This is a genomic window from Mesorhizobium sp. M2A.F.Ca.ET.043.02.1.1, from assembly GCF_003952405.1.
In the GTDB taxonomy this organism is placed as follows: domain Bacteria; phylum Pseudomonadota; class Alphaproteobacteria; order Rhizobiales; family Rhizobiaceae; genus Mesorhizobium.
In genome coordinates this window covers 4,732,241-4,758,288 of sequence record NZ_CP034445.1, presented here as the reverse complement: position 1 = coordinate 4,758,288, position 26,048 = coordinate 4,732,241, and the positions used below count along the sequence as shown (strand labels likewise).

At 62.9% G+C, this 26,048-nt stretch carries 30 protein-coding genes; 16 read left to right on the top strand and 14 right to left on the bottom strand.

The features are described 5' to 3' along the window. Positions 1-272 precede the first annotated feature (272 nt). Positions 273-869 (bottom strand): isochorismatase family cysteine hydrolase, encoded by a 597-nt coding sequence (locus EJ068_RS22620; RefSeq protein WP_245463192.1) that lies wholly within the window; start codon positions 867-869, stop codon positions 273-275. Positions 870-881: 12 nt separating this feature from the next. Next, positions 882-1,259, bottom strand: a complete 378-nt coding sequence (locus EJ068_RS22615; protein WP_127250831.1) for a hypothetical protein — start codon at positions 1,257-1,259, stop codon at positions 882-884. 230 nt (positions 1,260-1,489) lie between these two features. Here EJ068_RS22615 and EJ068_RS22610 point away from each other — a divergent pair, with 230 nt between their 5' ends. Genes EJ068_RS22610 through EJ068_RS22600 form a run of 3 tightly spaced genes read left to right on the top strand, consistent with a single transcriptional unit; the run spans position 1,490 to position 3,103 of the window. Continuing rightward, complete coding sequence (locus EJ068_RS22610; RefSeq protein ID WP_126079166.1) at positions 1,490-2,218, top strand: DUF4142 domain-containing protein; 729 nt, start codon at positions 1,490-1,492, stop codon at positions 2,216-2,218. Between the two features lie 14 nt (positions 2,219-2,232). After that, the gene (locus tag EJ068_RS22605; RefSeq protein WP_127251942.1) at positions 2,233-2,832 is read left to right on the top strand and encodes a hypothetical protein; all 600 of its coding nucleotides are present in this window, start codon (positions 2,233-2,235) and stop codon (positions 2,830-2,832) included. Positions 2,833-2,890: 58 nt separating this feature from the next. Then, a complete protein-coding gene (locus tag EJ068_RS22600) occupies positions 2,891-3,103 on the top strand; it encodes a hypothetical protein (protein WP_042647292.1) in 213 nt (70 codons plus the stop codon). Between the two features lie 149 nt (positions 3,104-3,252). On the opposite strand, the gene EJ068_RS33905 is transcribed toward EJ068_RS22600, so the two are convergent. From EJ068_RS33905 to EJ068_RS22580, 4 genes are all read right to left on the bottom strand, one after another. After that, positions 3,253-3,393: a hypothetical protein gene (locus EJ068_RS33905; protein WP_348527533.1), complete on the bottom strand. Its 141-nt coding sequence runs from the start codon at positions 3,391-3,393 to the stop codon at positions 3,253-3,255. A gap of 229 nt (positions 3,394-3,622) precedes the next feature. Beyond that, a complete protein-coding gene (locus tag EJ068_RS22590; protein ID WP_127251941.1) occupies positions 3,623-5,737 on the bottom strand; it encodes a catalase in 2,115 nt (704 codons plus the stop codon). Between the two features lie 350 nt (positions 5,738-6,087). Continuing rightward, positions 6,088-6,276, bottom strand: coding sequence for a hypothetical protein (locus EJ068_RS22585; protein WP_126079171.1), 189 nt, complete (start codon positions 6,274-6,276; stop codon positions 6,088-6,090). Positions 6,277-6,511: 235 nt separating this feature from the next. Beyond that, positions 6,512-7,408 (bottom strand): alpha/beta hydrolase, encoded by an 897-nt coding sequence (locus EJ068_RS22580; protein ID WP_127251940.1) that lies wholly within the window; start codon positions 7,406-7,408, stop codon positions 6,512-6,514. A gap of 146 nt (positions 7,409-7,554) precedes the next feature. Here EJ068_RS22580 and EJ068_RS22575 point away from each other — a divergent pair, with 146 nt between their 5' ends. From EJ068_RS22575 to EJ068_RS22560, 4 genes are all read left to right on the top strand, one after another. Then, positions 7,555-9,315: a thiamine pyrophosphate-dependent enzyme gene (locus EJ068_RS22575; RefSeq protein WP_127251939.1), complete on the top strand. Its 1,761-nt coding sequence runs from the start codon at positions 7,555-7,557 to the stop codon at positions 9,313-9,315. A 12-nt stretch (positions 9,316-9,327) separates the two neighbouring features. Next, the gene (locus EJ068_RS22570; protein WP_127251938.1) at positions 9,328-11,319 is read left to right on the top strand and encodes a protein-L-isoaspartate(D-aspartate) O-methyltransferase; all 1,992 of its coding nucleotides are present in this window, start codon (positions 9,328-9,330) and stop codon (positions 11,317-11,319) included. A 53-nt stretch (positions 11,320-11,372) separates the two neighbouring features. Beyond that, complete coding sequence (locus tag EJ068_RS22565) at positions 11,373-11,576, top strand: hypothetical protein (protein ID WP_126079175.1); 204 nt, start codon at positions 11,373-11,375, stop codon at positions 11,574-11,576. A gap of 163 nt (positions 11,577-11,739) precedes the next feature. Further along, positions 11,740-12,048, top strand: coding sequence for a hypothetical protein (locus EJ068_RS22560; RefSeq protein WP_126062605.1), 309 nt, complete (start codon positions 11,740-11,742; stop codon positions 12,046-12,048). An 86-nt stretch (positions 12,049-12,134) separates the two neighbouring features. On the opposite strand, the gene EJ068_RS32745 is transcribed toward EJ068_RS22560, so the two are convergent. Together EJ068_RS32745 and EJ068_RS22555 are read right to left on the bottom strand one after the other, a co-directional pair. After that, positions 12,135-12,302 carry a hypothetical protein gene (locus tag EJ068_RS32745; protein ID WP_189341784.1) on the bottom strand — a complete coding sequence of 56 codons (168 nt, stop codon included), beginning with the start codon at positions 12,300-12,302 and terminating at the stop codon, positions 12,135-12,137. Positions 12,303-12,644: 342 nt separating this feature from the next. Continuing rightward, positions 12,645-12,959, bottom strand: a complete 315-nt coding sequence (locus EJ068_RS22555; protein ID WP_127251937.1) for a hypothetical protein — start codon at positions 12,957-12,959, stop codon at positions 12,645-12,647. 148 nt (positions 12,960-13,107) lie between these two features. Here EJ068_RS22555 and EJ068_RS22550 point away from each other — a divergent pair, with 148 nt between their 5' ends. Beyond that, positions 13,108-13,311: a DUF2934 domain-containing protein gene (locus EJ068_RS22550; RefSeq protein WP_127251936.1), complete on the top strand. Its 204-nt coding sequence runs from the start codon at positions 13,108-13,110 to the stop codon at positions 13,309-13,311. Between the two features lie 160 nt (positions 13,312-13,471). Here EJ068_RS22550 and EJ068_RS22545 read toward each other — a convergent pair whose 3' ends face one another. Beyond that, positions 13,472-14,074, bottom strand: coding sequence for a diguanylate cyclase (locus EJ068_RS22545; protein WP_127251935.1), 603 nt, complete (start codon positions 14,072-14,074; stop codon positions 13,472-13,474). A gap of 8 nt (positions 14,075-14,082) precedes the next feature. After that, positions 14,083-14,277 (bottom strand): hypothetical protein, encoded by a 195-nt coding sequence (locus tag EJ068_RS22540; protein ID WP_127251934.1) that lies wholly within the window; start codon positions 14,275-14,277, stop codon positions 14,083-14,085. A 256-nt stretch (positions 14,278-14,533) separates the two neighbouring features. Between EJ068_RS22540 and EJ068_RS22535 the strand changes: the two genes are divergently transcribed. After that, complete coding sequence (locus tag EJ068_RS22535) at positions 14,534-15,109, top strand: response regulator (RefSeq protein WP_245463191.1); 576 nt, start codon at positions 14,534-14,536, stop codon at positions 15,107-15,109. A gap of 37 nt (positions 15,110-15,146) precedes the next feature. Here EJ068_RS22535 and EJ068_RS22530 read toward each other — a convergent pair whose 3' ends face one another. Further along, entirely contained in the window at positions 15,147-15,578 is a 432-nt protein-coding gene (locus tag EJ068_RS22530; protein ID WP_126079182.1) for a hypothetical protein, read from the bottom strand. 336 nt (positions 15,579-15,914) lie between these two features. Here EJ068_RS22530 and EJ068_RS22525 point away from each other — a divergent pair, with 336 nt between their 5' ends. From EJ068_RS22525 to EJ068_RS22515, 3 genes are read left to right on the top strand one after another with little or no spacing between them, the layout of a single operon-like run. Next, complete coding sequence (locus EJ068_RS22525; protein WP_245463190.1) at positions 15,915-16,970, top strand: chemotaxis protein CheB; 1,056 nt, start codon at positions 15,915-15,917, stop codon at positions 16,968-16,970. Continuing rightward, positions 16,924-20,499, top strand: coding sequence for a CheR family methyltransferase (locus EJ068_RS22520; protein ID WP_127251931.1), 3,576 nt, complete (start codon positions 16,924-16,926; stop codon positions 20,497-20,499). The genes EJ068_RS22525 and EJ068_RS22520 overlap by 47 nt, the downstream gene beginning before the upstream one ends. A gap of 23 nt (positions 20,500-20,522) precedes the next feature. Then, the gene (locus EJ068_RS22515; protein WP_127251930.1) at positions 20,523-20,912 is read left to right on the top strand and encodes a response regulator; all 390 of its coding nucleotides are present in this window, start codon (positions 20,523-20,525) and stop codon (positions 20,910-20,912) included. Positions 20,913-20,944: 32 nt separating this feature from the next. Here EJ068_RS22515 and EJ068_RS22510 read toward each other — a convergent pair whose 3' ends face one another. Then, a complete protein-coding gene (locus EJ068_RS22510; RefSeq protein WP_127251929.1) occupies positions 20,945-21,307 on the bottom strand; it encodes a response regulator in 363 nt (120 codons plus the stop codon). Between the two features lie 297 nt (positions 21,308-21,604). Beyond that, positions 21,605-22,099, bottom strand: coding sequence for a hypothetical protein (locus EJ068_RS22505; RefSeq protein ID WP_126079187.1), 495 nt, complete (start codon positions 22,097-22,099; stop codon positions 21,605-21,607). A 128-nt stretch (positions 22,100-22,227) separates the two neighbouring features. Here EJ068_RS22505 and EJ068_RS22500 point away from each other — a divergent pair, with 128 nt between their 5' ends. The 4 genes from EJ068_RS22500 to EJ068_RS22480 all read left to right on the top strand — a co-directional run bounded on the left by EJ068_RS22500 (position 22,228) and on the right by EJ068_RS22480 (position 25,473). Continuing rightward, on the top strand, positions 22,228-22,545 hold the full coding sequence (locus tag EJ068_RS22500) for a hypothetical protein (RefSeq protein ID WP_127385964.1): 318 nt from the start codon (positions 22,228-22,230) through the stop codon (positions 22,543-22,545). 594 nt (positions 22,546-23,139) lie between these two features. Next, a complete protein-coding gene (locus tag EJ068_RS22490) occupies positions 23,140-23,925 on the top strand; it encodes an SDR family NAD(P)-dependent oxidoreductase (RefSeq protein ID WP_127251291.1) in 786 nt (261 codons plus the stop codon). Positions 23,926-24,013: 88 nt separating this feature from the next. Further along, on the top strand, positions 24,014-25,192 hold the full coding sequence (locus EJ068_RS22485) for a zinc-dependent alcohol dehydrogenase (RefSeq protein WP_127251290.1): 1,179 nt from the start codon (positions 24,014-24,016) through the stop codon (positions 25,190-25,192). Positions 25,193-25,233: 41 nt separating this feature from the next. Further along, positions 25,234-25,473, top strand: a complete 240-nt coding sequence (locus EJ068_RS22480; protein ID WP_127251289.1) for a hypothetical protein — start codon at positions 25,234-25,236, stop codon at positions 25,471-25,473. A 192-nt stretch (positions 25,474-25,665) separates the two neighbouring features. Here the strand turns inward: EJ068_RS22480 and EJ068_RS22475 are convergent, their stop codons facing one another. Beyond that, positions 25,666-25,938 carry a hypothetical protein gene (locus EJ068_RS22475; protein WP_042647258.1) on the bottom strand — a complete coding sequence of 91 codons (273 nt, stop codon included), beginning with the start codon at positions 25,936-25,938 and terminating at the stop codon, positions 25,666-25,668. Positions 25,939-26,048 lie beyond the last annotated feature (110 nt).

Genomic DNA, 26,048 nt, shown 5'->3' with positions numbered 1-26,048 from the left:
AATTCCTGGATCTCGCTTTCGTTCCGCCTGATCTACTTCTTTCAATCAGCTGTTAAACTCAGGGCCTGACGCAAACGCCATCACGGCCCACAAAATCTTGGACCAACCGAAGGCTCGCCCGCAAAGGGGGTGAACGGGCGAGCCTTTCGATAGGACGCCTGCCCAAGACCGCGCATTCGGGACGCGGAACGCGCCGGCGCCGACCGAACTAAGAAAGTAGCGAGATGTTCCGAACGAAAAGCAGTCTGCTGGTCGGGGGCGCCGCCTCTCCGCTATCGCCAGCATTCGAGAATTGCCTCCACCGGCGCGACCTCGACATGGTGGGAGTACCGCTTGGTGAAGAGTTTCAGGATGTTCTCATAGGCCTCATCGGACGCGCTGCAGATGGCGTCCTCCGCGAGGATCGTTCGATAGCCAAGATCGATAGAGCCGAGCAGGGTCGCCAAAACGCACATATCGGCCTCACCGCCGCTGACGATGACCTCCTCGACGCCTTCCGACTGAAGCACACCAGCGAGTTCGCCGCTCAGCCACGGCGAATAGATCGGCTTGTCGAACACGCGCGCCGGCGGGATATGGACGGCAAGCTCGGGCAGAAGGTCCACCGCCTCCTTGCCGGCCCTTGCGATCGTCATGTCCGCCCAATGCTCATAATATTGTTTCCACTGGCCGTGGCCCTCGCCCGGATTTCGCGCGGGGATGAACCTGGTGAAGATCGTGGCTTCTGGTCGCTTGCGCACCAGCCTCTGAACTTGTGGCAGGATCACGGGCAGCCAATCGACCGCCCATGGCCACGGCGGCGTGAACATCTGCTGCATGTCCACGCAAATATGGACGGCTTTCGCCGAGATCGGTGAGAGCGCGCTCAAAGCATATGACCCTCAAATCGCGGCGATATCGCGAGAAGCAGTTCGCGTGTCGAATTCCTGTGTCAGGCCGGACTCTTTGATGCGGCAGGCCAAGGCGCGCATTGCGCGTGCCACCGGATACATCTTGATGCGTTCAAATTCCCTAGCTTGCGCCTCGGCCATGGCCGCGCACCGTTCCCGTTCGGCGATTTCAGGACAAAGATTTTCGGCAGCATATTCCATGTTGGATTTCTCCATCGCGTTGTCTGCCGCTAAACTCCGACTAAAGTCCTCCGTTCCATCAAGGCAGGCGCTTGCCACATTTTTCGAAAAGCGCTCGCGCCGACCGGCCTCGATTTGCCAAGTCGCAATAACAAATGATGTTTTTGGCCAGTGCGCCGGAAAATTCATCGAACGATTGGCCCGATACGAGGTTTGTTGCCGTCATCGGCTGCAGAGCCAGCGTGGCGGCTGACGCTGCCGGATTTGTCGTCCAGGCACCTTCGGCACCCAAGCGGATCCAACCCAAGATCCGCCCCGCCACGGCCGGGCGATTTTTTACGTCATGGAAACGAGGTCGTTGGGGAACAAAGGGCCGGAACGGTGGTTCGGTGCCACCAAGACCAAAGGAGCCTTGCCCCATGAGCATGCGGATATTCCTTATCCCATCGGCGACCGCCGCGCTGATGCTTGCCCTCCCTGCCTTCGCGGCCGACGACGCGCAGACCTTCGTCAACAAGGCTGCGATAGGCGGGATGTTCGAAGTGGATTCGAGCAAGATCGCGCAGGACAATGCGAAGGATCAGCAGATCAAGGATTTTGCCAAGCGCATGATCACCGATCACGGCGCGGCGAACGCCAAATTGCAGAAGATCGCCGGCGAGCAGAAGCTGCAGGTGCCGGCGCAATCCGATGCCGCTCATAAGAGCGATCTGGAACGATTGCAGAGCACGACGGCTTCGCTGGACCAGCCTTACGTCGAGATGCAGCGTAAGGCGCATGCCGACGCCGTCGGCCTATTCGGGGCCTACGCCAAGGATGGAGACAATCCCGCCCTCAAATCTTTCGCGGCGGAGACGCTGCCGACGCTGAAGATGCATCAGGACATGATCGAGAAGATCGCCGGCGCCAGCGCGAGCACGCCGGCGGTCAAATCGGCATCGACGCCCAAACCACCCGCGCCGGTCCCCGGCGCGAACAGCTTCACCGAAGCGCAGGCGAAGAAGCGCATCCAAGACGCCGGCTATGCGGACGTGTCCGCCCTCGCCAAGGACGAACAGGGCATCTGGCGCGGCCAGGCGACGAAGGACGGCAAGGGCACCTCCGTCGCGCTCGACTACCAGGGCAACGTCTTTGCCGGCCAACAATAGACAGGAGAACCGACATGCAAACGATCACCGCCCTGTTCGACGACTATGACGATGCCGCCGACGCCGTGGGCGCGTTGGAGTCCACCGGCGTTCCGTCATCCGACATCAGCATCATGGCCAACAATGCCCGCGGCTGGCATACGAACACGCAATCCCCCGCAGCCGAGGATGCCGCCAGCGGCGCAGGCATCGGCGCGGTCGTGGGTGGCGCCGGCGGCCTGGCAACGGGCCTGGGCGCCATGGCGATACCGGGCGTCGGGCCGGTGGTCGCGGCCGGCTGGCTGGCGGCGACGGCCGCGGGCGCCGTCGCCGGGGCGATTGTGGGCGGCGCGGCCGGCGGCATCATCGGCAGCCTGACCGACGCCGGCGTGCCGGAGCAGGACGCGCATGTCTATGCCGAGGGCGTCCGCCGCGGCGGCACGCTGGTGACGGCTCGTGTCGAGGACGACCTCGCCTCGGAAGCCCGTGAAATTCTCCGCAGCTCCGCATCGGTCGACATCGCCGACCGCCGCAGTGAATACCAAGCGGACGGATGGACAGCATTCGACCCGGCCGCCGGCGATTATTCGGCTGACGATGTCGAGCGCGAGGCGGCGCGACGGCGGGGAGCCTGAGCCGATACCCAGACACTCGGATCGGGTTTCCCTCGACAAAGGCCATGAAGGAATCGGCATGCGACGCGTTGTTTTGCCGCTCATACTGACTTTGGTCGTGCTGCTGGCATGTTACTGGGTCTTCATTCGTGTCGACAGCGGCTCGTCTTCCGCGCCATGGAAACGCACGCCCGAACAAAACCAGGGCGGGAATGCGCCGCAGGATAGCTCGCCAGCTGCCGGCATCACGAAGAATCCACAGGACGCCAGCAAAATGCCGGGGGCTCAGTGACAGTCGAAATCCGTTGCTCCCGAATGGCTACTCGCGCGGCACGAACTTATTGAAACGGCTTGTGCTGCCCTCCGCGGTCATGTCCTGGTGAACGAACGCCAGGTTGTTGTCGTCCAGCACCTTGAAGAAATCCTCCCATTCGATCGGCCTCAGATCTTCGTCGCCGGCGCCGAAATCGACCCGCAGCGTTGCAGCCTTCCCCGGCGTCGCGACAACTGCAGGTCGGCCTTCGCGCGCCTCGATCCAAGCTCGGATACTTCGTGATTTGAGGTGGTCATGGCCTCGCTCATTGCGGCCTCCTGCTGACAGTTCCCTTCTCTCGAAAGCAACCCCGCAGGCATCCGCTTGTTCCCGTCGGGCCCGGTTTTGTAGGCTCGCCGCAACCGAATATCGGCAGACAGAGAAGGCCCGCTGCCTGCATGCGGCAACGGGCCTTGTCAGGTCTTGATGGGACCTTGGATCGCTGGAGGGAGGGCGATCTCTTTCGAACCGGCAGGCGCTCGAAATGTTCCCGCACAATCAGAGTTTGACGGCACTTTCCCTCGCCCAAAGCCGCAGCTTGCGGCAAGCCTCGACGAATGAGCGCGCGGAGCCGCCGCCTTTGAGCTCGATGAGCCCCTCATCCGCATCGGCCGCTACCCCGGCGCTTGCCAGCAGAGGTCCGGCACCCGCGACGAAGCCGATGAACTTCAGATGCGCAAAGGCGTCCGACACGAAGTCCTTTGCCGCAGCATCCCTGGACAGCATCTCGGCGCCTTCCTCGGAAACGAGCAGCACAACCGCATCGAAGAGAACGGAAGGACCGCCGTCGATCATGTGATTGGCTTCGATCCAGCTGCCATCGCCTGCCTCGACACCGCCCACCCTGCGCGCCACGACTTCCACTTTGGCGCCTTCGGCTTGCGCCGCATCCCGCACCGCTTGCAGCAGGCCGGAATCGATGCCGTCGCTGACGAGCATGCCGATCTTGCGGCCCTTGAAGCTGTCCGGCCCGTTGTTGATGATGCTGAGCGCGGGCGACGGCTCGAGGTCATCCCGTGTCGGCACAGCCGCGTCGGCAGGCGCCGGCATCGTGTTGATGCCGAGCTTGTCGGCGACCGTGGTCGCCAGCGTCTCGTCGATGTTGAGCAGATGGGAGATCATCCGCTCGCGGATGACCGGCGTCTCGACCTTGCTCAGTTCGAACGTCAAAGCCATTGCGATATGACGCTGCTCAGGCTCGGTCTGGCTGATGAAGAATTGCCGGGCCTGGCTGTAGTGATCGGCGAAGCTCTCCGCCCGCAGCCGGACCTTCTGCCCCTCCTCCGCATCGGCAAAGGAGCGGAAGCCCCGCTCGGGTGACTCACGCGGCCCCTCGCCCCAGGAATTCGGCTGATAGTTGGCGCGGCCGGCGGGATTGCGCATCGCCATTTGACCGTCCTGCTGGAAATGATGGAAGGGACATTTCGGCGCGTTGATGGGAAGGTGGGTGAAGTTGGGGCTGCCCAGGCGCTTGAGCTGCGTGTCGAGATAGGAGAAGTTGCGTCCCTGCAGCAGGGGATCGTTGGAAAAATCGATGCCAGGCGGCACGTTCTGCGTCATGAAGGCAACCTGTTCGGTCTCGGCGAAGAAGTTCTCAGGCATGCGATCGAGGACAAGCCGCCCGACCGGGATCGGCTCGATGATCTCCTCGGGAATGATCTTGGTCGGATCGAGGATGTCGAAGTCGAAACTGTCGGCGAAATCCTGGTCGAAGAGCTGGACGCAGAGCTCCCACTCCGGAAAATCGCCCGACTGGATGGCGTTCCAGAGGTCGCGGCGGTGGAAATCGGGATCGGCGCCGTTGATCTTCACGGCTTCGTTCCAGACCACCGACTGCATGCCCAGCTTCGGCTTCCAGATGAATTTGACGAAGGTCGATTCATCCTTGGCGTTGACGAGACGGAACGTGTGCACGCCGAAGCCCTGCATGAACCGGAACGACCGGGGGATGGCGCGATCGGACATGATCCACATGATCATGTGCATCGATTCCGGCGTGAGCGAGATAAAATCCCAGAAATTGTCATGCGCGGATTGGGCCTGGGGGAACGCCCTGTCCGGTTCCTCTTTCACGGCATGGACCATATCCGGAAACCTGATCGCATCCTGGATGAAGAAGACCGGGATGTTGTTGCCGACGAGGTCCCAATTGCCCTCCTTGGTATAGAGCTTCACGGAGAAGCCCCGCACATCCCGCGCCAGGTCGAAGGACCCCTTGCTGCCGGCGACGGTCGAGAAACGAACGAAGGCGGGTGTCTTTTCGCCGGGCCGCTGGAAGATATCGGCCTTGGTGTACTTGGCGAGCGACTCATACGTCTCGAAGAAGCCATGGGCGCCGTAGCCGCGCGCGTGGACGACGCGCTCGGGGATACGCTCATGATCGAAATGGAAGATCTTTTCGCGGAAATGAAAATCCTCGATCAGCGTGGGACCGCGGTCGCCGATCTTCAACGTGTTGTGGTCATCCGCGATCGGCGCGCCAAGCGCCGTCGTCTGCACCTCGACCTCGCCTTCGGCCACCTGATGCAGCTCGCCGCCACTGCCGCGGACAAGTTTCTGGTCATGAATCTCAGCCACGGCTGTAGCGTCGGCCGGGGAAGCTTTCTTCGGCATTGTCGGTGTCCCTTGTGCTCGCTGAATGATGTTGCCGAACGAGCAATCAGGGCGAATGTTCCAGCCGGTGGAGCGGGCATCCCCAGCTCGAACTATTTTTGAACGGCGTCCGACCCATCCCCTGCCCCGCTTTCCTGGGAACGGTCCGGCGTTACCCGCGACGATGCACGCACGGGCATCTCTCGCGGCGCAGGGATGCGAGATTTTCGGCGCCACCAGCGCGGCAGGAACTCGGCCATCAGGCTTTGAATCAGGCTTTTCATCCGATTGCCCATGGAGGGTTTCACAGGCGAACGGATGCCGGCCCTGATTGTTCCGGGTCGGCGCGATCAGAGCGTCGTCAGTTGAAATCAATTGGGACGGGCCTTGCGCGCACGCAACGCGATCGCGGCGTCCAGCTTTCGCGCCAATTCCAGCATTCGGGAAGGCGCTTCCTTGGATCCCAGCGCCTCCAACGCGACGGTCGTCTCGCGTTCCGGCGTTGTCGTCTCGGACAGCGTCTGTTCCGATCTCAGTGCTTCACGAACCTTCCGTGCCACGGCCGCGCCCTAACATGGGTTAATGCCTCCACTAACCCACTGACAGAAAAAAGGTTCCTGCTTCGCTTCTCCGCCGGACCGACGAACCTCCCTTCGATGCAGCTTTCCCGAACCCGGAAGTCGACGTCGCCTAAAGCGCGTCGCGATCTTTCAGATTCGCTCCATGCGCTTTAGGTTTTTTGATCTTACGCATGTCTTTATCCCGAAACCGGTTCCCACTTTCGGGAGACATGCTTTATTGCCTGCCGAAGTCGACCAGGAATCTCTCCAGCCTCTCCCGGACCTGGCTAGGAGCTTCCCTCGTCGGGAAATGACCGACACCCGGCAGGAGCACACGCTCATAACCGGCGGTAAAATACGGCTCCTTGCCTTCGGAGGAATCCGGCAGAACGATGCGATCGTCGTCGCCATGAAGGACCAATGTCGGCACCGAGATGACCTCCGCCTCAATTTGCTTGCGCGCAAGTTCAGCATAGCGCGGGTCGGGATCCGCCTCGCCCCAGCGCACGCGATAGGAATGCAGCGTGACATCCGGCCAGTCGGGATTTTCGAAGGACCTCGCCACCCGTTCGAACAGCGCGTCGTCGAACCAGCCTGGGGGACTCCAACTGTCCCACTGGAAACGCGCGAAGGAGCGACCGTGCTGCCGCACGAACTCTTCGCCGCGCCCGGTCGCCATGAACCACTGATACCAGAAGGCTTTCGTCTGCTCCAAAGGCGGCGTCGGAGGCGGGCCGGGCTGCCACCCCAGCGAAAGCGCCGCGCAGCATGTTATGCGCTGCGGAAAGACGGAGGCGAGCAGATAGGCGATACGCGCGCCCCAGTCATGGCCGACAACCGCGAACCGTTCGAGGCCGATGGCGTCGGCAAAGTCGAGCGCGTCCTGCGCCATGGCGGCGATCTCGCCTGAGCGCATCGTTTCATCGGAGTGGAACGAGGTCTTCCCAAATCCGCGCAGCCATGGCGCGAAGGTTCGGAAGCCCGCGGCCTGAAGCGATGGCGCCACATCCGCAAAAGTCGTCGCATCATCCGGCCAACCATGGAGGAGCAGCACAGACGGTCCATCCTCGGATCCACCGCTCAGATAGGCGACCCGCAAAAGCGAAGTATCGCAGAAAACAGGTTCTTCCATGGACGCCTCCTCAGGGCCATCACACTGCCGTGGCGGCCCAACCCTGCGCAATCGGGTTCATTGCTTTTGGCCATGAGCCGCCTCGATCCGGCGAGGGAACCAACCGCAGCCTCGCTGGTTCGGAAAGCCAACAGCGGAGCCTCGCCATGCAAAATGCAGCCGAAATTCTCGTCGACACCTTGATTGCCTGGAACGTCGAAGTCGTGTTCGGGTTGCCTGGCGACGGCATAAACGGCGTCATGGAAGCGCTGCGCAAGAACCAGGACAGGATATCCTTCGTCCAGGTGCGGCACGAGGAATCGGCTGCGTTCATGGCTTGCGCCTACGCCAAATGGACAGGGAAGCTCGGGGTGTGCCTCGCAACATCCGGGCCCGGCGGCACGCATCTTCTCACCGGCCTCTACGACGCCAAGCTCGACCAGGCGCCGGTGCTGGCGATCACCGGCATGCAGTTCCATGACCTGATCGAGACTTTCACGCAGCAGGATGTCGATCTTACCCGCGTCTTCAACGACGTCAGCGACTACAACGTCCAGGTCTCGGACGCGGCGCATATGGAAAACGTGGCAAGCCTCGCCTGCCGCACGGCGCTCGCCCGCAAGGGCGTCGCGCATCTCTCGATCGCCAGCGATATCCAGGAACAGCCCGCCGACGCGGCCAAGCGATCCAAGCGCAACCGGCCGGCGCACACGCCGCAAGACATGTTCGCTCCGCATTGCCTCGCGCAGGATGTGGAGCTGGACAAAGCGGCGGCAATCCTCAACGACGCGCGGCGCGTGGCGATCCTGGCGGGGCGCGGAGCGATCGGGGCGGCGGCCGAGCTCGAAGAAACGGCCCGGTTGCTGCAGGCGCCGATCGTCAAGGCCTTGCTTGGCAAGGCGGTGCTGCCGGACGACCATCCCTACACCACGGGCGGCATCGGCATTCTGGGCACCTTGCCATCGCAGGAGGCGATGGAGACGTGCGACGCCGTCCTCATCGTCGGCTCGACCTTCCCCTATATCGAGTACTATCCGCAGCCTGGCAAAGCCCGTGGCGTCCAGATCGATTGCGACGCGCAGCGCATCGGCCTTCGCTTCCCGGTCGAGGCCGGTCTGGTCGGCGATGCGGCGGAGACCTTGCGCGCCCTCAACAAGCGGCTGAAGCAGAAGGGCGACGGCGCATTCCTGGCGACCGCGCAGAGCTCGATGCAGAAATGGCGCGAGATGATGCGCCAGTCGGAAGATGGCTTGGCCCATCCGCTCAAGCCGCAACGCGTCGTGCGCGCCTTCGGCGAGCGCCTTGCCGAGAATACGGTGCTGGCGACCGATTCCGGCCAGAACACGGAACTTGCCGCGCGCCATGTCGATCTCCGCGCGGGACAGGCTTTCGGCGTTTCGGGCGCGCTCGCCTCCATGTCCTGCGGTTTGAGCTATGCGATCGCGGGCGGCATCGCCTTTCCGGGCCGGCCGGTCACGGCGATCGTAGGCGACGGCGGTCTCGCCATGCAGCTCGGCGAGTTTTCCACGGCGGTGCGCTACGGCATTCCGCTGAAAGTCCTGGTCATCAAGAACAACATGCTGAACCAGATCGCCTGGGAGCAGATGATGTTCCTCGGCAACCCGCAATTCGGCTGCGAATTGCAGCCGATCGATTTCGCCAAGGCCGCCGAGGCGATGGGCGGAAAAGGCTTCAGCATCGAGCGGGCGGAGGAGGTCGAGCGCGTGCTCGACCAGGCTTTCGCCACCAGCGGGCCGGTGATCATCGAGGCGCTGGTCGACGCCTACGAGCCGATGATGCCGCCAAAAATGCCGCCCGATTACGCCAAGAACTTCCGCAAGGCGCTGCCGCAGACTCCAGGCCACGATGAGATCGAGGAAAACGTCGCTCGGGAGCCTGCCAGGACGATGATGGAGGCGGGCGAATAGAAGGGGATTGCGATGCTTGATCTTTCCCGTGAGCGTCGACGGATGGTCGATGTGCATCTTGGCCGGCGCGGCATCCATGATCGGGAAGTCCTGGCGGCGATGCGGGAGGTTCCGCGCGAAGTCTTCGTGGGCCCAGGCTATGAGGAATTCGCCTATGAGGACGGACCGCTGCCGATCGCGGAAGGACAGACGATATCGCAGCCTTACATCGTTGCCTTCATGCTGGAGATGTCGGAAATCGGCCCAGGCGACCAGGTGCTCGAAGTCGGCACGGGATCAGGCTACGCCGCCGCCGTCATGAGCCGCGTCGTCGACCATGTCTACACGATCGAACGCCACGCACCACTGGCCGAGGACGCACGGCGACGCTTTCAAAGACTAGGCTACGGCAACATCGAAGTGCGGATCGGCGACGGCACCAAAGGCTGGCCCGAAGCAGCACCCTTCGACGCCATCGTGGTGGCGGCGAGCGGACCGGGCGCACCGCTGGCCTTGCAGCAGCAGCTCGACGTCGGCGGCAGGCTGGTCATTCCGGTGGGCGACGATCCCGACGAGCAGCGGCTGCTTAAGGTGACCCGCACGGGCGCATCGACCTATAGCGAGGAGGATTTCGGCGGCGTGCGCTTCGTCCCGTTGATCGGCGAACAGGGCTGGCGGGAGGAAAGCCGCCCGGCGACTGTCCCCACGACGCCACTGGCGCGCAAACGCAGCCTGCCGGAAATGATCGCCGCGGTCGCGGAGCCGCTTCCCGACTTCGACGACCCGGCGTTTGCCGAACCGTTCGACCGTTTCGCGGACCGGCGGATCGTCCTGCTCGGCGAATCCAGCCACGGCACCTCCGAATTCTACCGGGCGCGCGCGGCAATCACCAAAAGGCTGATCGAGAGGCACGGCTTCGCCATCGTCGCGGTCGAGGCCGACTGGCCCGATGCAGCGGCCATCGACCGCTATGTCCGCGGCCGCGGCGCCTCGCCCGGCGCCAATCGGCCGTTCCAGCGCTTTCCAAGCTGGATGTGGCGCAACACCGATGTCGCGGCATTCGTGGAATGGCTGCGCAAGCACAATGACAAGGTCAAGGCGCTGCAGCCGCAAGCAGGTCTCTACGGCCTCGACATCTACAACATGCGCGGTTCGATCGCCGCCGTCCTGGAGTATCTCGACCGCGTCGACCCGGAAGCGGCAAGGGTTGCGCGGGAACGCTATGGCTGCCTTACGCCGTGGCAGACCGAGCCGTCGACCTACGGCCGCGCCGCGCTGACCAAGGGCTACCGCGAATGCGAGGAAGCGGTCCTCGAGCAGTGCCGCGACATGCTGGCGAGGCAACTCGATCATGCCGGCCGGGGCGGCGAGGAACTGTTCGACGCCGCGCAGAATGCCCGGCTCGTCGCTTCGGCGGAGCAGTATTACCGCGTCATGTATTATGGCGGACCGCACTCCTGGAATCTGCGCGACACGCATATGTTCGAGACGCTGGGCCATGTGCTGGATGCGCATGGCCCGAACGCAAAAGCCGTCGTATGGGCGCACAATTCCCACATAGGCGATGCGCGTTACACCGAAATGGGAATCTCGCGCGAGGAAGTGAATATCGGTCAGCTCTGCCGGCAGCGCTTCGGCGATGCCGCGGCTCTCATCGGTTTCGGCACGCACACCGGCACTGTCGCGGCGGCGAACGACTGGGACGGCGAGATGGAAATCAAGTCGGTGCGGCCATCGCGCGAGGACAGCTACGAGCGGCTCTGCCACGAAGCCGGCATCGACCGGTTCCTGCTTGACCTGGCACGCGACCCGAAGCTGCGCGACCGGCTGACCGAACGCCGCCTGGAACGGTTCATCGGCGTGATCTACCGGCCGGAAACCGAACTGCACAGCCACTATGCCGACGCTTCTCTGGCGCGGCAATTCGATGCCCTTGTCTGGTTCGACGAGACCAGCGCGGTTACGCCGCTCGGACCCGAACACGCCGCTGAAGGAATGCCCGAAACCTATCCGTTCGGCGTCTGACGCCGGAACATTCCGCGCCGCTTCCGGTTCGAAAGACATAACGAGGAACGACCATGAGCGGAAACCAGCACCCGAAATCGAAAAAACCGAGCGATGCCGATCTGGGCAATGATCCCGGCATTGGAACCTCCAAGGGCACCATCAAGGAAGGCGACGAGCTGGAGCACGGCGAGAACACTGTCGAAGGTGATGTCGAGAATGACACCACCGACGCGGGTGGCATCAACCCGCGTCAGAAGGTTCGCACGAACAAGTAAATCCAGAAACAACACCGATCAACATAGTATAATCGTTAAATTTTTCCGGCATACATCAACATTGATCAACAAAATCTGCACCCGATCAGCGACCTTTGGAACATCCGGGCGCATTTCTTGTTGATTCTAATCGCAATCAGGCGATCAACAGGAGATTATTACCATGATCAAACTTCTTTCCGCATCGGTACTTGCAATTGTTCTGGCGACTTCCGCGATGGCCCAAACCAGCGGCTCGGGCACCGGGGACGGCACCAACGGCACCGGCGCAACCACAGGCACCACTGGCACCGGCGCCGCAACAGGCACGGGCAGCAGCAACGGCACGATCGATCCAAACGCCACCAACAGCACGAACAGCACCAAGTCCAACGGCGCAAACGACCGCTGCAAGGACGCGGCCGGCAACGACACGGACAACAATACCGCTACCGGCAACACCACATCCAATATGCAGAACTGCAACAAGTAAGCCTGGAGCCCGTTCACGCCGAAGGGCCCGCCTTTCTCAGAAGCGGGCCCATCTTCTTGGGCGATCGCGTGCTAGAGCACTTCCCACTACATGCCGCGGTCGGGGACATAGAGGCAGAAGGAGTGCTGCGACTTCATATCGCCACCCGGCTTGCATTCGTGAAAGTTTTCGTCGCGCGATCGCTTTATCCGGTGGTCGCTGTATGGGATCAGCTCGCCGGTCGAAAGCTGGTAGCCATACTTCGTTTCCTTCACGTCCGAAGGCGGCGCCTGGTAGCAATCCACCCCAGAGCAGCAGGAAGGGTCATACTGCCAGCCCGCCGGCGCCTGATGCGCCGATGCCGGGACGCAAAGGAGGCTCGCCAGGACGCTTGCCGTCAGAGGAAGCCATGCCCGCCGGCGGAGTGGACGTAGCCCAACCGCCGCTGCCCGTGCCTGCAGATGTTCGCTTGACGCTGTTGTGTTCATAGCCGATCCGCCGGGGTTGCGGCGGCTCCGGACGGTTCCAGAGCCTCACGATCCGCCGCCGGATCGTCGGCGGCGGCCATTCCCCGAACTTAGAAGTCATAGCTATGTTCCACGACGTCTGCGGCGCCATCATTCCTTTACATAGGCGCCGGGCTGACGGCCGCTCCGGGGCGCTTTCGCGTCCTTGGAATGCTCCGCGACCGCAGGGCCGGCGCCTGAGCTTTTTTCGGTCGCCGGGCTCGGCGTCGGTTGCCGCGGCGGATTGCGGCCTTCCGATTGGTGGGTCTTGTCCTCGACCTCGCCCTGTTTGCGGCTAAGGCCTGGATCGACGTGAGGTCTTTCGTTGCTGGCGGCGTCCTGGGAAAATTCGTCGCTCGGATCCGGATCGGTATTCGCCGGATATTTCCTGGCGCCCGTCTCGCGACGGTTCTGGATGTTGTTCATGACTGATCTCCGGTTGATGGAAGAAAACACCGGCGCGAGGACGGAGTTCCCAACTCCCGGGCAGCCGAAACAAAGTCCTCGGTGGAACAAACCTCCCCCCACCGGATTAGGCGCGGGCAGGGGAGCTCAGCCGCGAGAGGAGTCCGGCATGAACAGGGAAGAACGGATCAGGCAGCGCGCCCACGAAATATGGGAACGCGAAGGCCGCCCCGAGGGGCGCCAGCAGGAACATTGGGATCAAGCCGTTCAGGAGATCGAGTCGGAAGGTTCGGAGGCCGAGCGCGGTCCGGTGGCGCCCGATCCTGCTGTTGGGGTCGGCTCGGACCCGGCCGCCAACAGGCCAGGCGGCTGAGGTCGCGGATGCGCCGTATCATATTCGCAGTTGGCCTTCTGGTGATCGTTCTGGTCGCCCTCTGGCTGTGGGCTGGCCAGAATGGCGGGCGTCCGGCTGGCGGTGCCCAGCAGCCCTCGCCTCATGCTATCGACCAGAATGGCTGAGACGATGAGGCGCTTCATCGTGCGGCGGTGTCGCCGGCCTTGTGCCGCTTTGCCTTGGCTGGAACGAGCCGGCCCGAGTTGGCGCGCAGTCCTCTGAAGAACTCCTCCACATAGGGCAGCAGTTCGAACAGCACGATAATGACCATCACGGCGGCAACATATGTCACCGGCAGTTGCTGAGGTTTCCAGGTCAGATCGAAGCGAGCTTCTTCCGTTCCGGCGCCAAACAGCGCCAGGAATTGCCCCCAATGCAGCGCCACCACGATGACCAGGCCCATCAGCGGGATCATCTCCAGGAAGCTGTGCACATGCTGCTCGATAGGGCTCACCGTGCGCGCCGTGGTCGCGTAGCGCACGTCCCACATCGCTGTCGCTTCATGGACAAAGAAGGTGACGATCATCACGGCGACGACCAGGGCGTTCACCTCGAGGAACATTGCCGCAAGCAGCGGGATCCCGACCTCGGCGAACATCAGGAGATGGATGAGCGATTCCTTCGCGCCGGTCGTGGATTCTATGTGGGTCGCGCGGTGGCAGAGCCAATCGGCAAACCCCGCGATCAGCCAGACCGGCAAGACGAAATACATCAGGATGAGGACCATCGGATCGTCAAGCACGGCTGCCCCTATCTATCGCCATTGTCCGCGTCCCGCTTCAGCTTTGCCGCCTCGCGATCGAGCACGCGCGGATCGTTTCCGTATTTCAGGATCTGCGCCAGCGCCAACCCGCTTGGAATTCCCGCTCTTTCCGCGAGGTCGCGGACCCGTTCGGCATTCTCACACTCGTTATCATCCTTGGAGGCTTCGCCGTGCGATGTCATGGTCCTGGTTCCCGGCCAAGTCCCGCCTCGTGCCGAACCGCGGGCCAGCGCAATGGTTCCATGCCTGCCGGATCGGATCGAAGCATGCGCGAACGGCCGGAACGGTTCACCCGTCGCTGCGTTCTAACATCTGGCTTCCCTGCGGCCTCACTGTCATGCGCGCCGATGTCGGCGCGGCATGGTCCAGGGCTGCGGTCTCACCACGGAATGCTATTGACGGAGTTCGTGTGTGCGAAACCTCAGGGGACTTCACCTCTTGATTGCGGAGGACGAGTGGCTGCTCGCCAGCGATCTCGCGACCTTCTTCGCTGACATGGGCGCGATCATCCTGGGACCGGTGGCGACGCTGGAACAGGCCGGACGACATGCCAAAGCAGCCGAGGCCGCGATCCTGGACATCGACCTGCACGGCCGCAAGATTTTTCCGGTGGCGGACGAACTGATGCTGCGCAACGTGCCCTTCGTGTTCTTCAGCGGATATGACGACATCGCCATCCCCGAGCATTTGCGTTTCGCCAGCAGCCTGAGCAAGTCCTCGAACCGCATCAGCCTGGTCGATGCGTTGTTCCCGCCGGAGCCCTCCGCAGAGCCAGCGACCGTCCCGCAGCCGGTGTCTGCGGCGGAGGACGTCGTCGCGCTGCTGCCCAAGCTCCGGCTTACCGCACGTTTGCTGCTGGACGATGCCGGGGCCTCTGACCGCCTTGTCGAGCACACTCTGGAACAGGCGCTTGAGGATATCGACAATAGGCCCGAGGCCTCATCGATCACCGACTGGCTGAACAGCATTATGCGCAGGATAGCCTGGTCGCGCGGAGCCTCTCTTTTGCACTGATCGGGCCGCCGGCGACCTGCGCTCGCCGGCAACTCTCTTATTGCACGAAGCGGCTTCTGAGCCATCCGAGGATCCGGTTGCCCTTTACAATTCGACGCACCCGCGCGGCGGCCCAGCTGGCCTGCATCGTCGCGCCGGTATGGCAGCTGCAGACGACATCATGCAATTGCCAATCGGAGAGTTCGAAGAAGCGCTTCGCCTCGCCATAGGTGTCCGATTGCAACCCGGCCGCGCGCAGCAGCGGATCATCGAAGGCAACCGCGAGCGGCGAGCCATCCGCCCGCACCCGTTCACGGACGCCGGGATCGACATATTCGGTGCCCGTCAGCGCCGAGAGGCAACGCTGAGGATTGCGATCGAGCAATTCCGCCCACCGCTCGATCCGCTGCCTTCTCGTCGCAAGGGGAATCAAGCCGAGCCGATCGACGATTGCCACCGATTGAAGTTCGTATGAGGTCTGATGCTTCATTGCTGTCTCCTGTGGTTGTGGCGGCGACATCTGCACGGCGGCGCGGCAGGTTCTGCCGGGGCCTGAAGCCCACGCCAGCGAGGGCAGGCGCGGGCCGACCAGGTGTTGCCCACCCGTCTTCAACAGACGCCTTGGCATGGCGTCCGAAGCGAACCCGAACTGCCAGCGATCTCCTATGTTCCAGCCATCTTTTGGGACAGCGGGCAGGCGCTTGAACCGGCAGCGATGGAACATCGCGTGGATTGCATTGTTAAACACCTGACCGGTCGCTGAACCGCGATGCCGCCATCACCGCAACGGAGCGGTTCTTACAGCCCAATGGAGGCTCGTCGCGGAATGGCCCGTTCCACAAGCCCAACGAACAACCACAACATCATCGTTATCGGCGCGTCGGCCGGCGGGATCGAGCCTCTGAAGCGGATCGTCGCCGATCTGCCCGCCGATCTGCCGGCGGCCGTGTTCGTCGTGGTGCATATCGGCCAGGTCAGCTACCTGCCCGATATCCTCGACCGCGCGGGGAGGCTCGAAGCGCAGCCGGCCAGGAACGGCGCGGCGTTCAGGATGGGCTGCATCTATGTGGCGCCGCCGGGTTTCCATCTTCTCCTTCACGATGGCCATATGATGCTGCGGCGCGGCCCGCGCGAAAACCTCGCCCGGCCGGCCATCGATCCTTTGTTCCGTTCAGCGGCGCTGAGCTACGGCGCCAGCGTCATCGGCGTGCTGCTGTCGGGTGCGATGTCCGACGGCACCGCCGGGTTGAGGGCCGTCAAGGCCGTCGGCGGGCTGGCGGTCGTCCAGCATCCTAAAGATACGCTGGTACCTTCCATGGTGGAAAGCGCGCTGCATTATGTCGAGGTCGACCACTGCCTGCCTGCTGCCGAGCTCGGCGCTTTGCTTGCAAAGCTGACTGCCGAGCCGCCGGGCGAGACCTTTGCGGCACCGCCGATGGTAAGATTGGAGGCGGCCATCGCCGCGCAGGAGCATTCGACCATGAAAGACGAAGATCGACTTGGGCAATTGTCGGTGTTTACATGCCCGGAATGCCACGGGCCGTTGTGGGAGATCGAAGACGGTGACATGCTCCGCTATCGGTGTCATACCGGGCATGCCTTCACCGCCGACGCAGTGATAGAGGCTCAGGCTATCGAAGCGGACGAGATCCTGTGGAGCCTGCTTCGCTCGCATCAGCAGCGGGCGGAGTTTGCCCGGCGCATGGCCGAGCGGGAAAAGACACGGCGTCGCTCCGAACTGGCCAATCAGTTCGGCCAGCGGGCGCGGGAATACGAAGCGGATGCCGCCGTCATCGAGCGCATCCTTGAGAGCAGGCGAGCACGGTTAGGCGGCAATGGCGCGGGCGGCGAGGAAGACAGGCACGACAAGAGCGAAGGCTAACGACGCGCCCGAGGCCGCAACGGAGGGGGCACCTTTCCCGATTATCGGCATCGGCGCGTCGGCCGGCGGCATCGCGGCCCTGCAACGGTTCTTTCCCGAAGTGCCGGCCGAAAGCGGCTTTGCCTATGTGGTCATTCAACATCTCGATGCCGAGCACGAAAGCGTTCTCGCCAGCATCATCCAGCGGTCGACCTCGATCGAGACGCTGACGGCGGCCGAAGACATGGAGATCGAGCCCGACAAGATCTACGTCACGCCGCCCGGTGTATCGGTGACGGTGCGTGGCCAGCATTTCCATATGGCCAAAATGGCCACGACGCGCGCCAGGCGCACGCCGATCGACGATTTCTTCACCTCGCTGGCGCAGGAGCAGTCGGAGAACGCGGCGGGAGTGATCCTGTCCGGCACTGGCAGTGACGGCACCATCGGGCTGAGAGCCATCAAGGAACGCGGCGGCCTGACCTTGGCGCAGGAAAGCGCCGAGTATGACGGCATGATGCGCAGCGCCGTCCAGAGCGGCCTAGTCGACATGGTGCTTCCGGCCGAGGAAATGGCGGGCAAGCTCACCAGCTATTTCCGCCACGCCAACCACACCGATGGCGAGCGCGACCGCCGCAAGCGCGATGTCGCCGAGCAGCTTTCGCGCATCGCGGCGCTGCTTCGCGTGCGCACCGGCCATGATTTCAGCGGCTACAAGGACAACACGATCCTGCGCCGCATCCAGCGCCGGATGCAGGTGCTGCAGATCGACGACCCGATCGCCTTTTACGAGCGGCTGCGCGACGAGCCGCAGCAGGTCGATCTGCTCTTCCAGGACCTGCTGATCGGCGTCACCAGCTTCTTTCGCGACGAGCACGCCTTCGATGTGCTGGAAAGACTGGTCATTCCCCGGCTCTTCGAGAACCGAAAGCCCGACGAGACGATCCGTGTATGGGTGCCCGGCTGTGCGACGGGCGAAGAGGCCTATTCGATCGCCATGCTCTTAAAGGAGAGCGCTCCGCGGGGCGCCGCCTCGCCCAATCTGCAGATTTTCGCCACCGATATCGACGAGCGTGCGCTGGAGGTGGCCCGCGCCGGGCGCTATCCTGCAACGATCGCCACGGACATAACGCCGAAGCGGCTCAAGGAGTTCTTCTCGCGCGAGGACGGCACTTACCGCGTTTCGGCCGATCTGCGCGAGGTCTGTCTGTTTTCCTCGCACAACCTGTTGCGCGACCCGCCCTTCTCCAAGCTCGACCTGATCACCTGCCGGAACCTCCTGATCTATATGGGCCCGGAACTGCAGGAAAAAATCATTCCGATCTTCCACTACGCTCTGCGCAACAACGGCTATCTCTTTCTCGGATCCTCGGAGAACGTCACGCGGCACGCCCGCCTGTTCTCCACCGTGGACAAGGCGAGCCGCATCTTTCAGAAGCGTGGCGGGATGACCCCGCAGCGGTTGCCCGAATTCCCGCTCGCCGCCGCTGCCAGGCACACCGTGCCGAATACACGGCAGCGGGCGACGAACGGAACCTTGCAGGAAGTGGCGGAGCGTCTTCTCGTCGAGCGATTTGCGCCGGCCTATGTGGTGGTCAACGCCGGTGGCGAATTGATGCATAGTTCGGGCGGTACCGGCAAATATCTTGAGCTCGCCGCGGGCGCCCCCGACCACAACGTCTTTTCCATGGCAAGGCGGGGCCTTCGCATGGATCTGCGCGCGGCGCTCCACAAGGCGGCCAGCACCGGACAGGTGGCGATTCAGAACAAGATCACCGTCGGCACCAATGGCGGCCGGCAGACGATCAGCCTGGCCGTGCAACCGTTGCCCTCCGACGGCTCGGCGGACCCGCTCTACATGCTGGTCTTCCGCGACATCGGCGGCATCAAGGCGGAGTCGGAGGACGAGCCCGTCCAAATGACCGACGATGTCGAAAGCGCCAATGTCAGCCAGCTCGAAAGGGAGCTGAGGGAAACCAAGGAGCGGCTGCAGATTACCACGGAGGAGCTCGAATCCTCCAATGAGGAGCTGAAATCCTCCAACGAGGAACTGTCGTCGATCAACGAGGAGCTGCAGTCGTCCAACGAGGAACTGGAAACCTCGAAGGAGGAGCTGCAGTCGATCAATGAGGAACTGCAGACGGTCAATGCCGAGCTCAACATTCGCGTCGACGAGCTCAGCCGCGCCAACAACGACATGGCCAACCTGCTCGAAAGCACGCAGATCGCCACCGTGTTTCTCGACCGCGACCTCTGCATCAAGAGCTTCACGCCGACCGCCCGCGACCTTTTCCGCCTGGTCGAGAGCGATGTCGGTCGGCCGCTGGCGCATGTGCGGCCGCGCTTCCCCGCTGACGGGCTGCAGGCCGACATGGAGCAGGTGCTGCTGAGGCTTGGCACGATCGAGCGGCAGGTCGAAGGTACCGACAGCGGCCGGCGCTACATCATGCGCGTCCTGCCCTATCGCACCGTCGACAACCTGATTGCCGGCGTCGTCGTCACCTTTGTCGATGTCACGCAGATCGCGCGGGCAGAGGAAAAGATCGGCGTGCTCTCGCACGACCTGCGCAACCGCGTCGAAAGCCTCGAGACCCTGCTCGACCTGGTGCCGGTCGGCATCTTCATCGCCGAAGACGGCGACGGCGCGGAGATCCGCGCCAACCGCCGCGCGGTGGAACTCATGGGGCAGCGCTCCACCGGCGACAAGCTCATTTCAGTTCCCGCCGTCCTGCCGCTGACGCTCAACGGCGTTAAGGTGGATGCTGAAGAGCAGCCTCTGCGAAAGGCGATTCGCACCGGAAAACCTATCCCCGGCTACGAAGCGCAAATCCTGCACGAGAATGGTTCGGGCATCGACGTGATGATGTCGGCCAACCCGCTTTTCGACGAAAACGGCAAGGTGCGCGGCGCCATCGCGACCCTTGTCGACATATCGAGCCACAAGGAGGCAGAGCGCAGCCAGGAGAGATTGCTGCACGAACTGCAACATCGCGTGAAGAACATCCTGGCCACAGTCACCGCGCTGGCTTCACGCATGGTTGGCACATCGAGTTCAATCGGTGATTTCTTTTCCTCGTTCCAGCAGCGGCTGCAGGCAATGGGCCGAACGCACGAAGTGCTGTCTTCCTACAACTGGCGCGATGCCGATCTCGAGCAGCTGCTGCGGGCGGTTCTAACGCCCTACAGCAGCAAGCTTCGCCAGAACATCGTCATTGACGGAAAATCACTGCAGCTCGGCGCAAGCGTGGCCGCGACACTTGGCATGGTGTTCTTCGAGCTTGCTAGCAATGCGGCGAAATATGGGGCGCTCTCGACCGAGGACGGCCGCGTCGAAGTGGCCTGGAGAACCGACAAATCGGGTGTGCTGTCAATCGGATGGAAGGAAATCGGCGGGCCTGCCGTAGACGAGCCGACGCGACTGAATTTCGGAACAAGCTTTATCAAGCAAAGTTTAGAGTATGAGCTTGGGGGGAAGGTCGACCTGCGGTTCGAGCCCTCCGGGCTTGAGTGCGACATCCAGATACCGTTGGCACCCGCCACGGACCGCTGACATCCTCGCGCTGGGTACCGGGAATGAACACGAATACACTCTTGTCCGACCTTAAAGTCCTGGTGGTTGAGGACGTGTTCATGCTTGCGCAGGACTTGGCCGACCAGTTGAGCGGTGCCGGATGCACCGTGGTCGGACCGGTGCCCACGGTTCAACAAGCGCTGGATCAAGCGGACAGTATCGCCCTGGATGGTGCCGTGCTGGACGTGAATCTTCGCGGCGAGCGAAGCTTTCCTTTGGCCGAGCATCTGGCGCGTGGCGGCGTGCCTTTCATTTTCCTTACCGGATATGACAGCGCCACCGTCTTCCCCGATCAATTCAGGGACGCGCAGAAGCTAGCCAAGCCCGTCGACTACAAGATGCTGATCGAGGCGGTGTCGCGGTTCCGCAAAGGTGATGCCGCGTCGGGCTGAAGTCCAGCTTGGGCTCATTGAATTGGCCTGATCTATTGCTCGGCGCGATCCCCTACCAATTGGCTCGCCAGTTCGACCAGATGCCGGATCGGCGCCGGCTTGGGCACATAAGGCGCGCCGTGGAAGATCGGCGACTGGAACTCCGGATCGTAGCCCGAATGGACGACGAAAGGCACGCCCGCTTCCTTGAGGCGGGCGGCGGTGACACCGCGCTGGCCATCGAGCAGTTGGATATCGATAATGGCAAGGTCCGGCCTGTGATCGTCCAGCCAAGTCGCGGCTGCCCGCTCGGACGCTACGCAGGCCGCCTCGAAACCTCGCTCCTTCAGGCCATTCGCCACGTCCGACGCAATCAGATATTCGTCTTCAATGATCAGTGCCAAGGGCGTTGCCATGGCGACCTCCTATGACAGGCGCATTTCTGCCGGACGCACGACTGATCGTACTCCGCCGGCCAGGGAAACGCACCACGCTTTGCTTCGGAGCGGTTTCGAGCTCCCCAACAGGATTTGGACCGGCCTGGTTCAACCCCGTCTCCTGCTGAAGTTCAATCACGTCGGGGTGGGACAAGGCCGCGCGGGCATCAAGCAGGCGAAGGAACTCAGGTCTCAGCCCGTCGCCTCGTGAACTCGCAAGCGCATGCAGTGACATGAGGGAACGCATCATATTACCTTTCACAGATGCCGCCTCCCTCACATTGCGGCGGTTGCCCTTTCCTGCCTTGCTTCTTCGAAATCGACGGACACGACGACAGCGCCGTCGCCGCCACGAACCCGAACCGCCCAGCCGTCCTGAAAGGGTTCGGCCGCATCGTCGAGCAGATCGATCGCCGACCGCAACGCTTCGTCATGAACGGCTTCCAGGTTGGGCAAGTCCACGCCTTCGAGCCGCCTCACATTGCCACCCTCGCGATATTCGAATGTGTAGGGACCCTCACCTGTATCGCTTTGCCGCTGGATGCCGGGCCGGCCGCCATCTGCGTTCCCCTGCGAGCGGTCTTGTGCAGGCAGGCCGCCGAAAGCCGCGCACTGAACCATCAACTCTTTGGCGCGATCAACAAGGGCGCCGTGGTCAAGCAACGGATTGGACACGACCATCGTGACAGCGATGTTTTCGCCGCCCTCGCCGACAAATTCGACCGTCACAGTTCCGGGACTGGCATGTATCGCTGTGTCGAGAACTTGCATTCCTGCCTCTTTCTCTTGGTGTTGAGAATACAAAGCTGCCCTGCTCCGGAAAGTTCCCTCCGAGTTTCAAGAAGGCGCGGTTGGAACAGCGGGGCCGGATGAAGGTTTGGGAACAAAGGAGGCGCCGAATGTCACCCAACCCACGCACACCGGCCGAGGCCCGCGGCGAAATCCAGGCCGGCAGGACGCAGGACAAGACACCCGGATTCGACCCGGCGGCGGCACCGCAGGAAGCAGACGCCGAAGCCGGTGCTGTCTCGACGTCCGCCGCGCCGGCCGAGCCGCGCAAACCGAACTTCACCAACCAGTCGAGCTTTGCCCACGCGATGCGACCGCCGGAGAACGCGCCACACCTCGAGCCGAGCAGGAACGGGCCGGTCCTGGTCATCGTGGCGCTGGTTGTCCTGGCCGCGGTCGCCTTTCTGCTCGCCGCGGCCCTGCACTAGCCATGGAAGGAACATCATTCGCCGTCCCAGGTTTGATAACGCAGGAGGTTATTGCGATGCCGAGCTTGAGAAGTCTGTTTCGCCATCTGTGGCGCTGGAAAGCACAGCCTGCGACCGACCCCTCTCCAGTGGATGCCATTGTGCGGCTGCTGCGCGACGCCGAGAAGCAGCGCGGATCCCGCCGTTCGGAATGACCGCATATTGACGGTTATGTCTCCGGTGGATCGAGCGATCGCCGGAGTCACTCCTCGTCAAAGATATGCTCGTGGATGATACCGAGGATCTGCAGCTTCACTGTTTCCCGCGCCTCGGGTTTCGCGAAGGCCATCAGCAGATCGACCGTCTCCTCCACCCGCCGCGGCAGGTCGCGCTCGGATCGCTCAGATAGCTGCCATGGGCATAGAGGTTTTCGGTCAGCTTCTTGTTCAGGTCGGAAAAGAGTCCCATGGCGATTGCTCCTTGCCGATCCAACAGCCAGAGCGCCCACGCGGTTCCCTCGGCCGAAGGCATTGCAGTTTCATCGTGCGGAATCCTCCGATCCCAAGGAACATTCGGTCCAACCGGATGTTCGGCCGAACCACTCAGGAGGATCGAATGGGAAACGGGAAACTGGCGGTCGTCACCGGTGCCTCGAGCGGCATCGGCAGGGAGCTCGCGAAACTCTGCGCCAAGGACGGCTACGATCTGGTCATCGTCGCCGATGAGCCGGCCATCGAGCAGGCCGCGGAGGCGCTCCGATCGCACGGCGTCTCGGTCGATGCGGTGGAGGCCGACCTTGCACGCGAGAATGGCGCCGACAAATTGATCGCCGAGATCGGCGACCGCGACATCGATCTCCTGTTCCTCAACGCGGGGCGCGGCCTGGGCCGGGGCTTTGTCGACCAGGATTGGAACGAGGCACGCCGCGTCATCGACACCAACATCACCGGCACGGTCTATTTGGCCCATCGGCTTGGCCGCAAGATGGTCGGACGCGGTCGCGGCCGGATCCTGTTCACAGGCTCGATCGCCGGCTTCACGCCAGGCACATTCCAGGCGGTCTACAACGGCACCAAGGCCTTCATCGATTCCTTCGCCATCGCGCTGCGTCACGAGCTGAAGGACAGCGGCGTGAGCGTCACCGTTCTGATGCCGGGCGCCACGCAGACGCGCTTCTTCGAGCGCGCCGACATGATGGATACCGAGATCGGGGTGCAAGAGAAGGACAATCCCGCCGATGTGGCCAGGGACGGCTACGACGCCTTGATGGCCGGCGAGGAGCAAGTGGTCAGCGGCTGGAAGAACAAGATGCAGGCCGCCGCCGCCCATGTCACACCGGCCGGCACTCTGGCCGAACAGCACCGCAACATGGCCGAACCGGGTTCGGCGAAGAATGGCTGAAAACGCGGGCTCTGATCCGGGAACATTCCCGCCCAGCGCCAGTTCGGTCCGTAGCCCGCTAAGCATCGACAACCCAAAGGAACAACCGATGAAAGCCCTGACCTGGCATGGCAAAGGCGACATTCGTTGCGACCAGGTCGCCGACCCGGTGATCGAGAACGATCGCGACATCATCATCAAGGTCACGTGCTGCGCCATATGCGGCTCGGACCTGCATCTGATGGACGGCTACATGCCGACGATGAAATCGGGCGACGTGCTGGGCCACGAGACCATGGGCGAAGTGGTGGAAGTCGGCCGCGCTCACACGAAGTTCAAGAAGGGCGATCGCGTCGTGGTCCCCTTCAACATCTCCTGCGGCGAGTGCTGGTTCTGTCGCAACGGCCTGTTCTCGCTCTGCGACCGCTCGAACCCCAACGCCGAGCAGGCCGCCAAGGTGATGGGCCAGTCGCCCGCGGGCCTGTTCGGCTATTCGCATCTGGTCGGCGGCTATTGGGGAGGACAGGCCGAGTATCTGCGCGTGCCCTTTGCCGATGTCGGCCCGATCAAGGTGCCTGACGGCATGGATGACGAGCAGGTGCTGTTCCTGTCCGATATCTTCCCCACCGGCTACATGGCGGCCGAGAACGCCGGGATCCAGGAAGGCGACACTGTCGCCATCTGGGGCTGCGGGCCGGTCGGGCAGTTCGCCATCCAGAGCGCCTGGATGCTCGGCGCGGGCCGCGTCATCGCCATAGACAAAGTGCCGGAACGGCTCGCCATGGCGCGGGACTACGGCAAAGCGGAGACCCTCGATTTCAGCAATTCCGATATTTACGATGCCCTCATGGCCATGACCGACGGTCGCGGCCCTGACAGTTGCATAGACTGCGTCGGCACCGAGGCCGATGCCACCGCAACGTCCGATTCCATGCTCGATAAGGCCAAAGCCACCGTCTATCTCGGCACCGACCGGCCGCATGTGCTGCGCGAGGCGATCTATTGCTGCCGCAAGGGCGGCACGATCTCGGTGCCCGGCGTCTATATCGGCCTGGTGGATCACATTCCGTTCGGCGCGGCGATGAACAAGGGGCTGACTTTCCGCATGGGCCAGACCCATACCCACCGCTATCTCGAGCCGCTGCTGCAGAAGGTGCTAAGCGGCGAGATCGACCCGTCCTTCGTCATCACCCACCGCGCGGGCCTGGAGGAAGGACCGGATCTCTACAAGACATTCCGCGACAAGCAGGACGGCTGCATCAAGGTGGTGATGCGCCCGCACGGCTGATCGCGCGCATAGCGAACGGCTGAACGAGGAAAGGTTCGAAAATGGCTGAACCGAAAGACACGTCCAAGCCTGCGGTGAAATCGCCCGATCCCGGTGGGCTTCCGCATCCGCATCGCGATGCGCAGGACCGCGATGCGGGCGCGAGACCGACTGCCCCAAAGACCTCAGGCGCACGGGAGCCCTCGACCTCGCCGCTCGACAATCCTGTTGCAAACCGCAACGCCGGCCGACGGCGCCAGACCGGGCCGACACCCAGGCCGACGGACAAGCCGCTCGATTGAGCGGCACGAACAAATGCGGCAGCCTGACCGCCTGCCGCGGCGCCGTTGCAGGGCCTCCTCTCCCTCCAACGGCGCGACGACGCCAGCTTCTCGACCCACTAGAGCGTTTCGCCGTTTCACGGAAACGGCGAGCCGCTCTATCTCTGACGCAATTCCGAACGGAAAACCGCTGACACTTTTCCTGGAATTGCTCTAGTCCTTCTGGCTGCGCTCGACGAATTTGTTGAAGCGGCTCGTTCCTCCGCCGCCGGCTTCATCCTGATGCAGGAAGGCTAGGTCGTTCTCGTCGAAAATGCGGAAGAATTCGTCCCACTCGATCGGTTCCAGCGTGTCTTCGGGCTCGCCGAAATCGATGCGCAGAATGCCGCCCTTGCCTTTCGTGCGAACGACGGCCGGCTGACCATCGCGTTCTTCCACCCATTTCCGGATCTCGTCGTGATTGGTGGTCGTCTTGGCCTCGGACATGGATTTCCCTTTCTCGCAGCGGGGATTGGTGAGCGGCCCTAACAGCAGCCAAAGGGCAATGTTCCACCGGGTTGCACAGCCCTTGTCTGGGCTGCGTGACCTCCCGCGGC

What these genes read in the sequence shown, in the direction of transcription:
- EJ068_RS22615 (WP_127250831.1), bottom strand. Translation starts at nt 1,259, where the DNA reads ATGAATTTTCCGGCGCACTGGCCAAAAACATCATTTGTTATTGCGACT.
- EJ068_RS22610 (WP_126079166.1), top strand. Translation starts at nt 1,490, where the DNA reads ATGAGCATGCGGATATTCCTTATCCCATCGGCGACCGCCGCGCTGATG.
- EJ068_RS22605 (WP_127251942.1), top strand. Translation starts at nt 2,233, where the DNA reads ATGCAAACGATCACCGCCCTGTTCGACGACTATGACGATGCCGCCGAC.
- EJ068_RS22600 (WP_042647292.1), top strand. Translation starts at nt 2,891, where the DNA reads ATGCGACGCGTTGTTTTGCCGCTCATACTGACTTTGGTCGTGCTGCTG.
- EJ068_RS33905 (WP_348527533.1), bottom strand. Translation starts at nt 3,393, where the DNA reads ATGAGCGAGGCCATGACCACCTCAAATCACGAAGTATCCGAGCTTGGA.
- EJ068_RS22590 (WP_127251941.1), bottom strand. Translation starts at nt 5,737, where the DNA reads ATGCCGAAGAAAGCTTCCCCGGCCGACGCTACAGCCGTGGCTGAGATT.
- EJ068_RS22580 (WP_127251940.1), bottom strand. Translation starts at nt 7,408, where the DNA reads ATGGAAGAACCTGTTTTCTGCGATACTTCGCTTTTGCGGGTCGCCTAT.
- EJ068_RS22575 (WP_127251939.1), top strand. Translation starts at nt 7,555, where the DNA reads ATGCAAAATGCAGCCGAAATTCTCGTCGACACCTTGATTGCCTGGAAC.
- EJ068_RS22570 (WP_127251938.1), top strand. Translation starts at nt 9,328, where the DNA reads ATGCTTGATCTTTCCCGTGAGCGTCGACGGATGGTCGATGTGCATCTT.
- EJ068_RS22565 (WP_126079175.1), top strand. Translation starts at nt 11,373, where the DNA reads ATGAGCGGAAACCAGCACCCGAAATCGAAAAAACCGAGCGATGCCGAT.
- EJ068_RS22560 (WP_126062605.1), top strand. Translation starts at nt 11,740, where the DNA reads ATGATCAAACTTCTTTCCGCATCGGTACTTGCAATTGTTCTGGCGACT.
- EJ068_RS22555 (WP_127251937.1), bottom strand. Translation starts at nt 12,959, where the DNA reads ATGAACAACATCCAGAACCGTCGCGAGACGGGCGCCAGGAAATATCCG.
- EJ068_RS22550 (WP_127251936.1), top strand. Translation starts at nt 13,108, where the DNA reads ATGAACAGGGAAGAACGGATCAGGCAGCGCGCCCACGAAATATGGGAA.
- EJ068_RS22540 (WP_127251934.1), bottom strand. Translation starts at nt 14,277, where the DNA reads ATGACATCGCACGGCGAAGCCTCCAAGGATGATAACGAGTGTGAGAAT.
- EJ068_RS22530 (WP_126079182.1), bottom strand. Translation starts at nt 15,578, where the DNA reads ATGAAGCATCAGACCTCATACGAACTTCAATCGGTGGCAATCGTCGAT.
- EJ068_RS22525 (WP_245463190.1), top strand. Translation starts at nt 15,915, where the DNA reads ATGGCCCGTTCCACAAGCCCAACGAACAACCACAACATCATCGTTATC.
- EJ068_RS22520 (WP_127251931.1), top strand. Translation starts at nt 16,924, where the DNA reads ATGGCGCGGGCGGCGAGGAAGACAGGCACGACAAGAGCGAAGGCTAAC.
- EJ068_RS22515 (WP_127251930.1), top strand. Translation starts at nt 20,523, where the DNA reads ATGAACACGAATACACTCTTGTCCGACCTTAAAGTCCTGGTGGTTGAG.
- EJ068_RS22510 (WP_127251929.1), bottom strand. Translation starts at nt 21,307, where the DNA reads ATGGCAACGCCCTTGGCACTGATCATTGAAGACGAATATCTGATTGCG.
- EJ068_RS22505 (WP_126079187.1), bottom strand. Translation starts at nt 22,099, where the DNA reads ATGCAAGTTCTCGACACAGCGATACATGCCAGTCCCGGAACTGTGACG.
- EJ068_RS22500 (WP_127385964.1), top strand. Translation starts at nt 22,228, where the DNA reads ATGTCACCCAACCCACGCACACCGGCCGAGGCCCGCGGCGAAATCCAG.
- EJ068_RS22490 (WP_127251291.1), top strand. Translation starts at nt 23,140, where the DNA reads ATGGGAAACGGGAAACTGGCGGTCGTCACCGGTGCCTCGAGCGGCATC.
- EJ068_RS22485 (WP_127251290.1), top strand. Translation starts at nt 24,014, where the DNA reads ATGAAAGCCCTGACCTGGCATGGCAAAGGCGACATTCGTTGCGACCAG.
- EJ068_RS22480 (WP_127251289.1), top strand. Translation starts at nt 25,234, where the DNA reads ATGGCTGAACCGAAAGACACGTCCAAGCCTGCGGTGAAATCGCCCGAT.
- EJ068_RS22475 (WP_042647258.1), bottom strand. Translation starts at nt 25,938, where the DNA reads ATGTCCGAGGCCAAGACGACCACCAATCACGACGAGATCCGGAAATGG.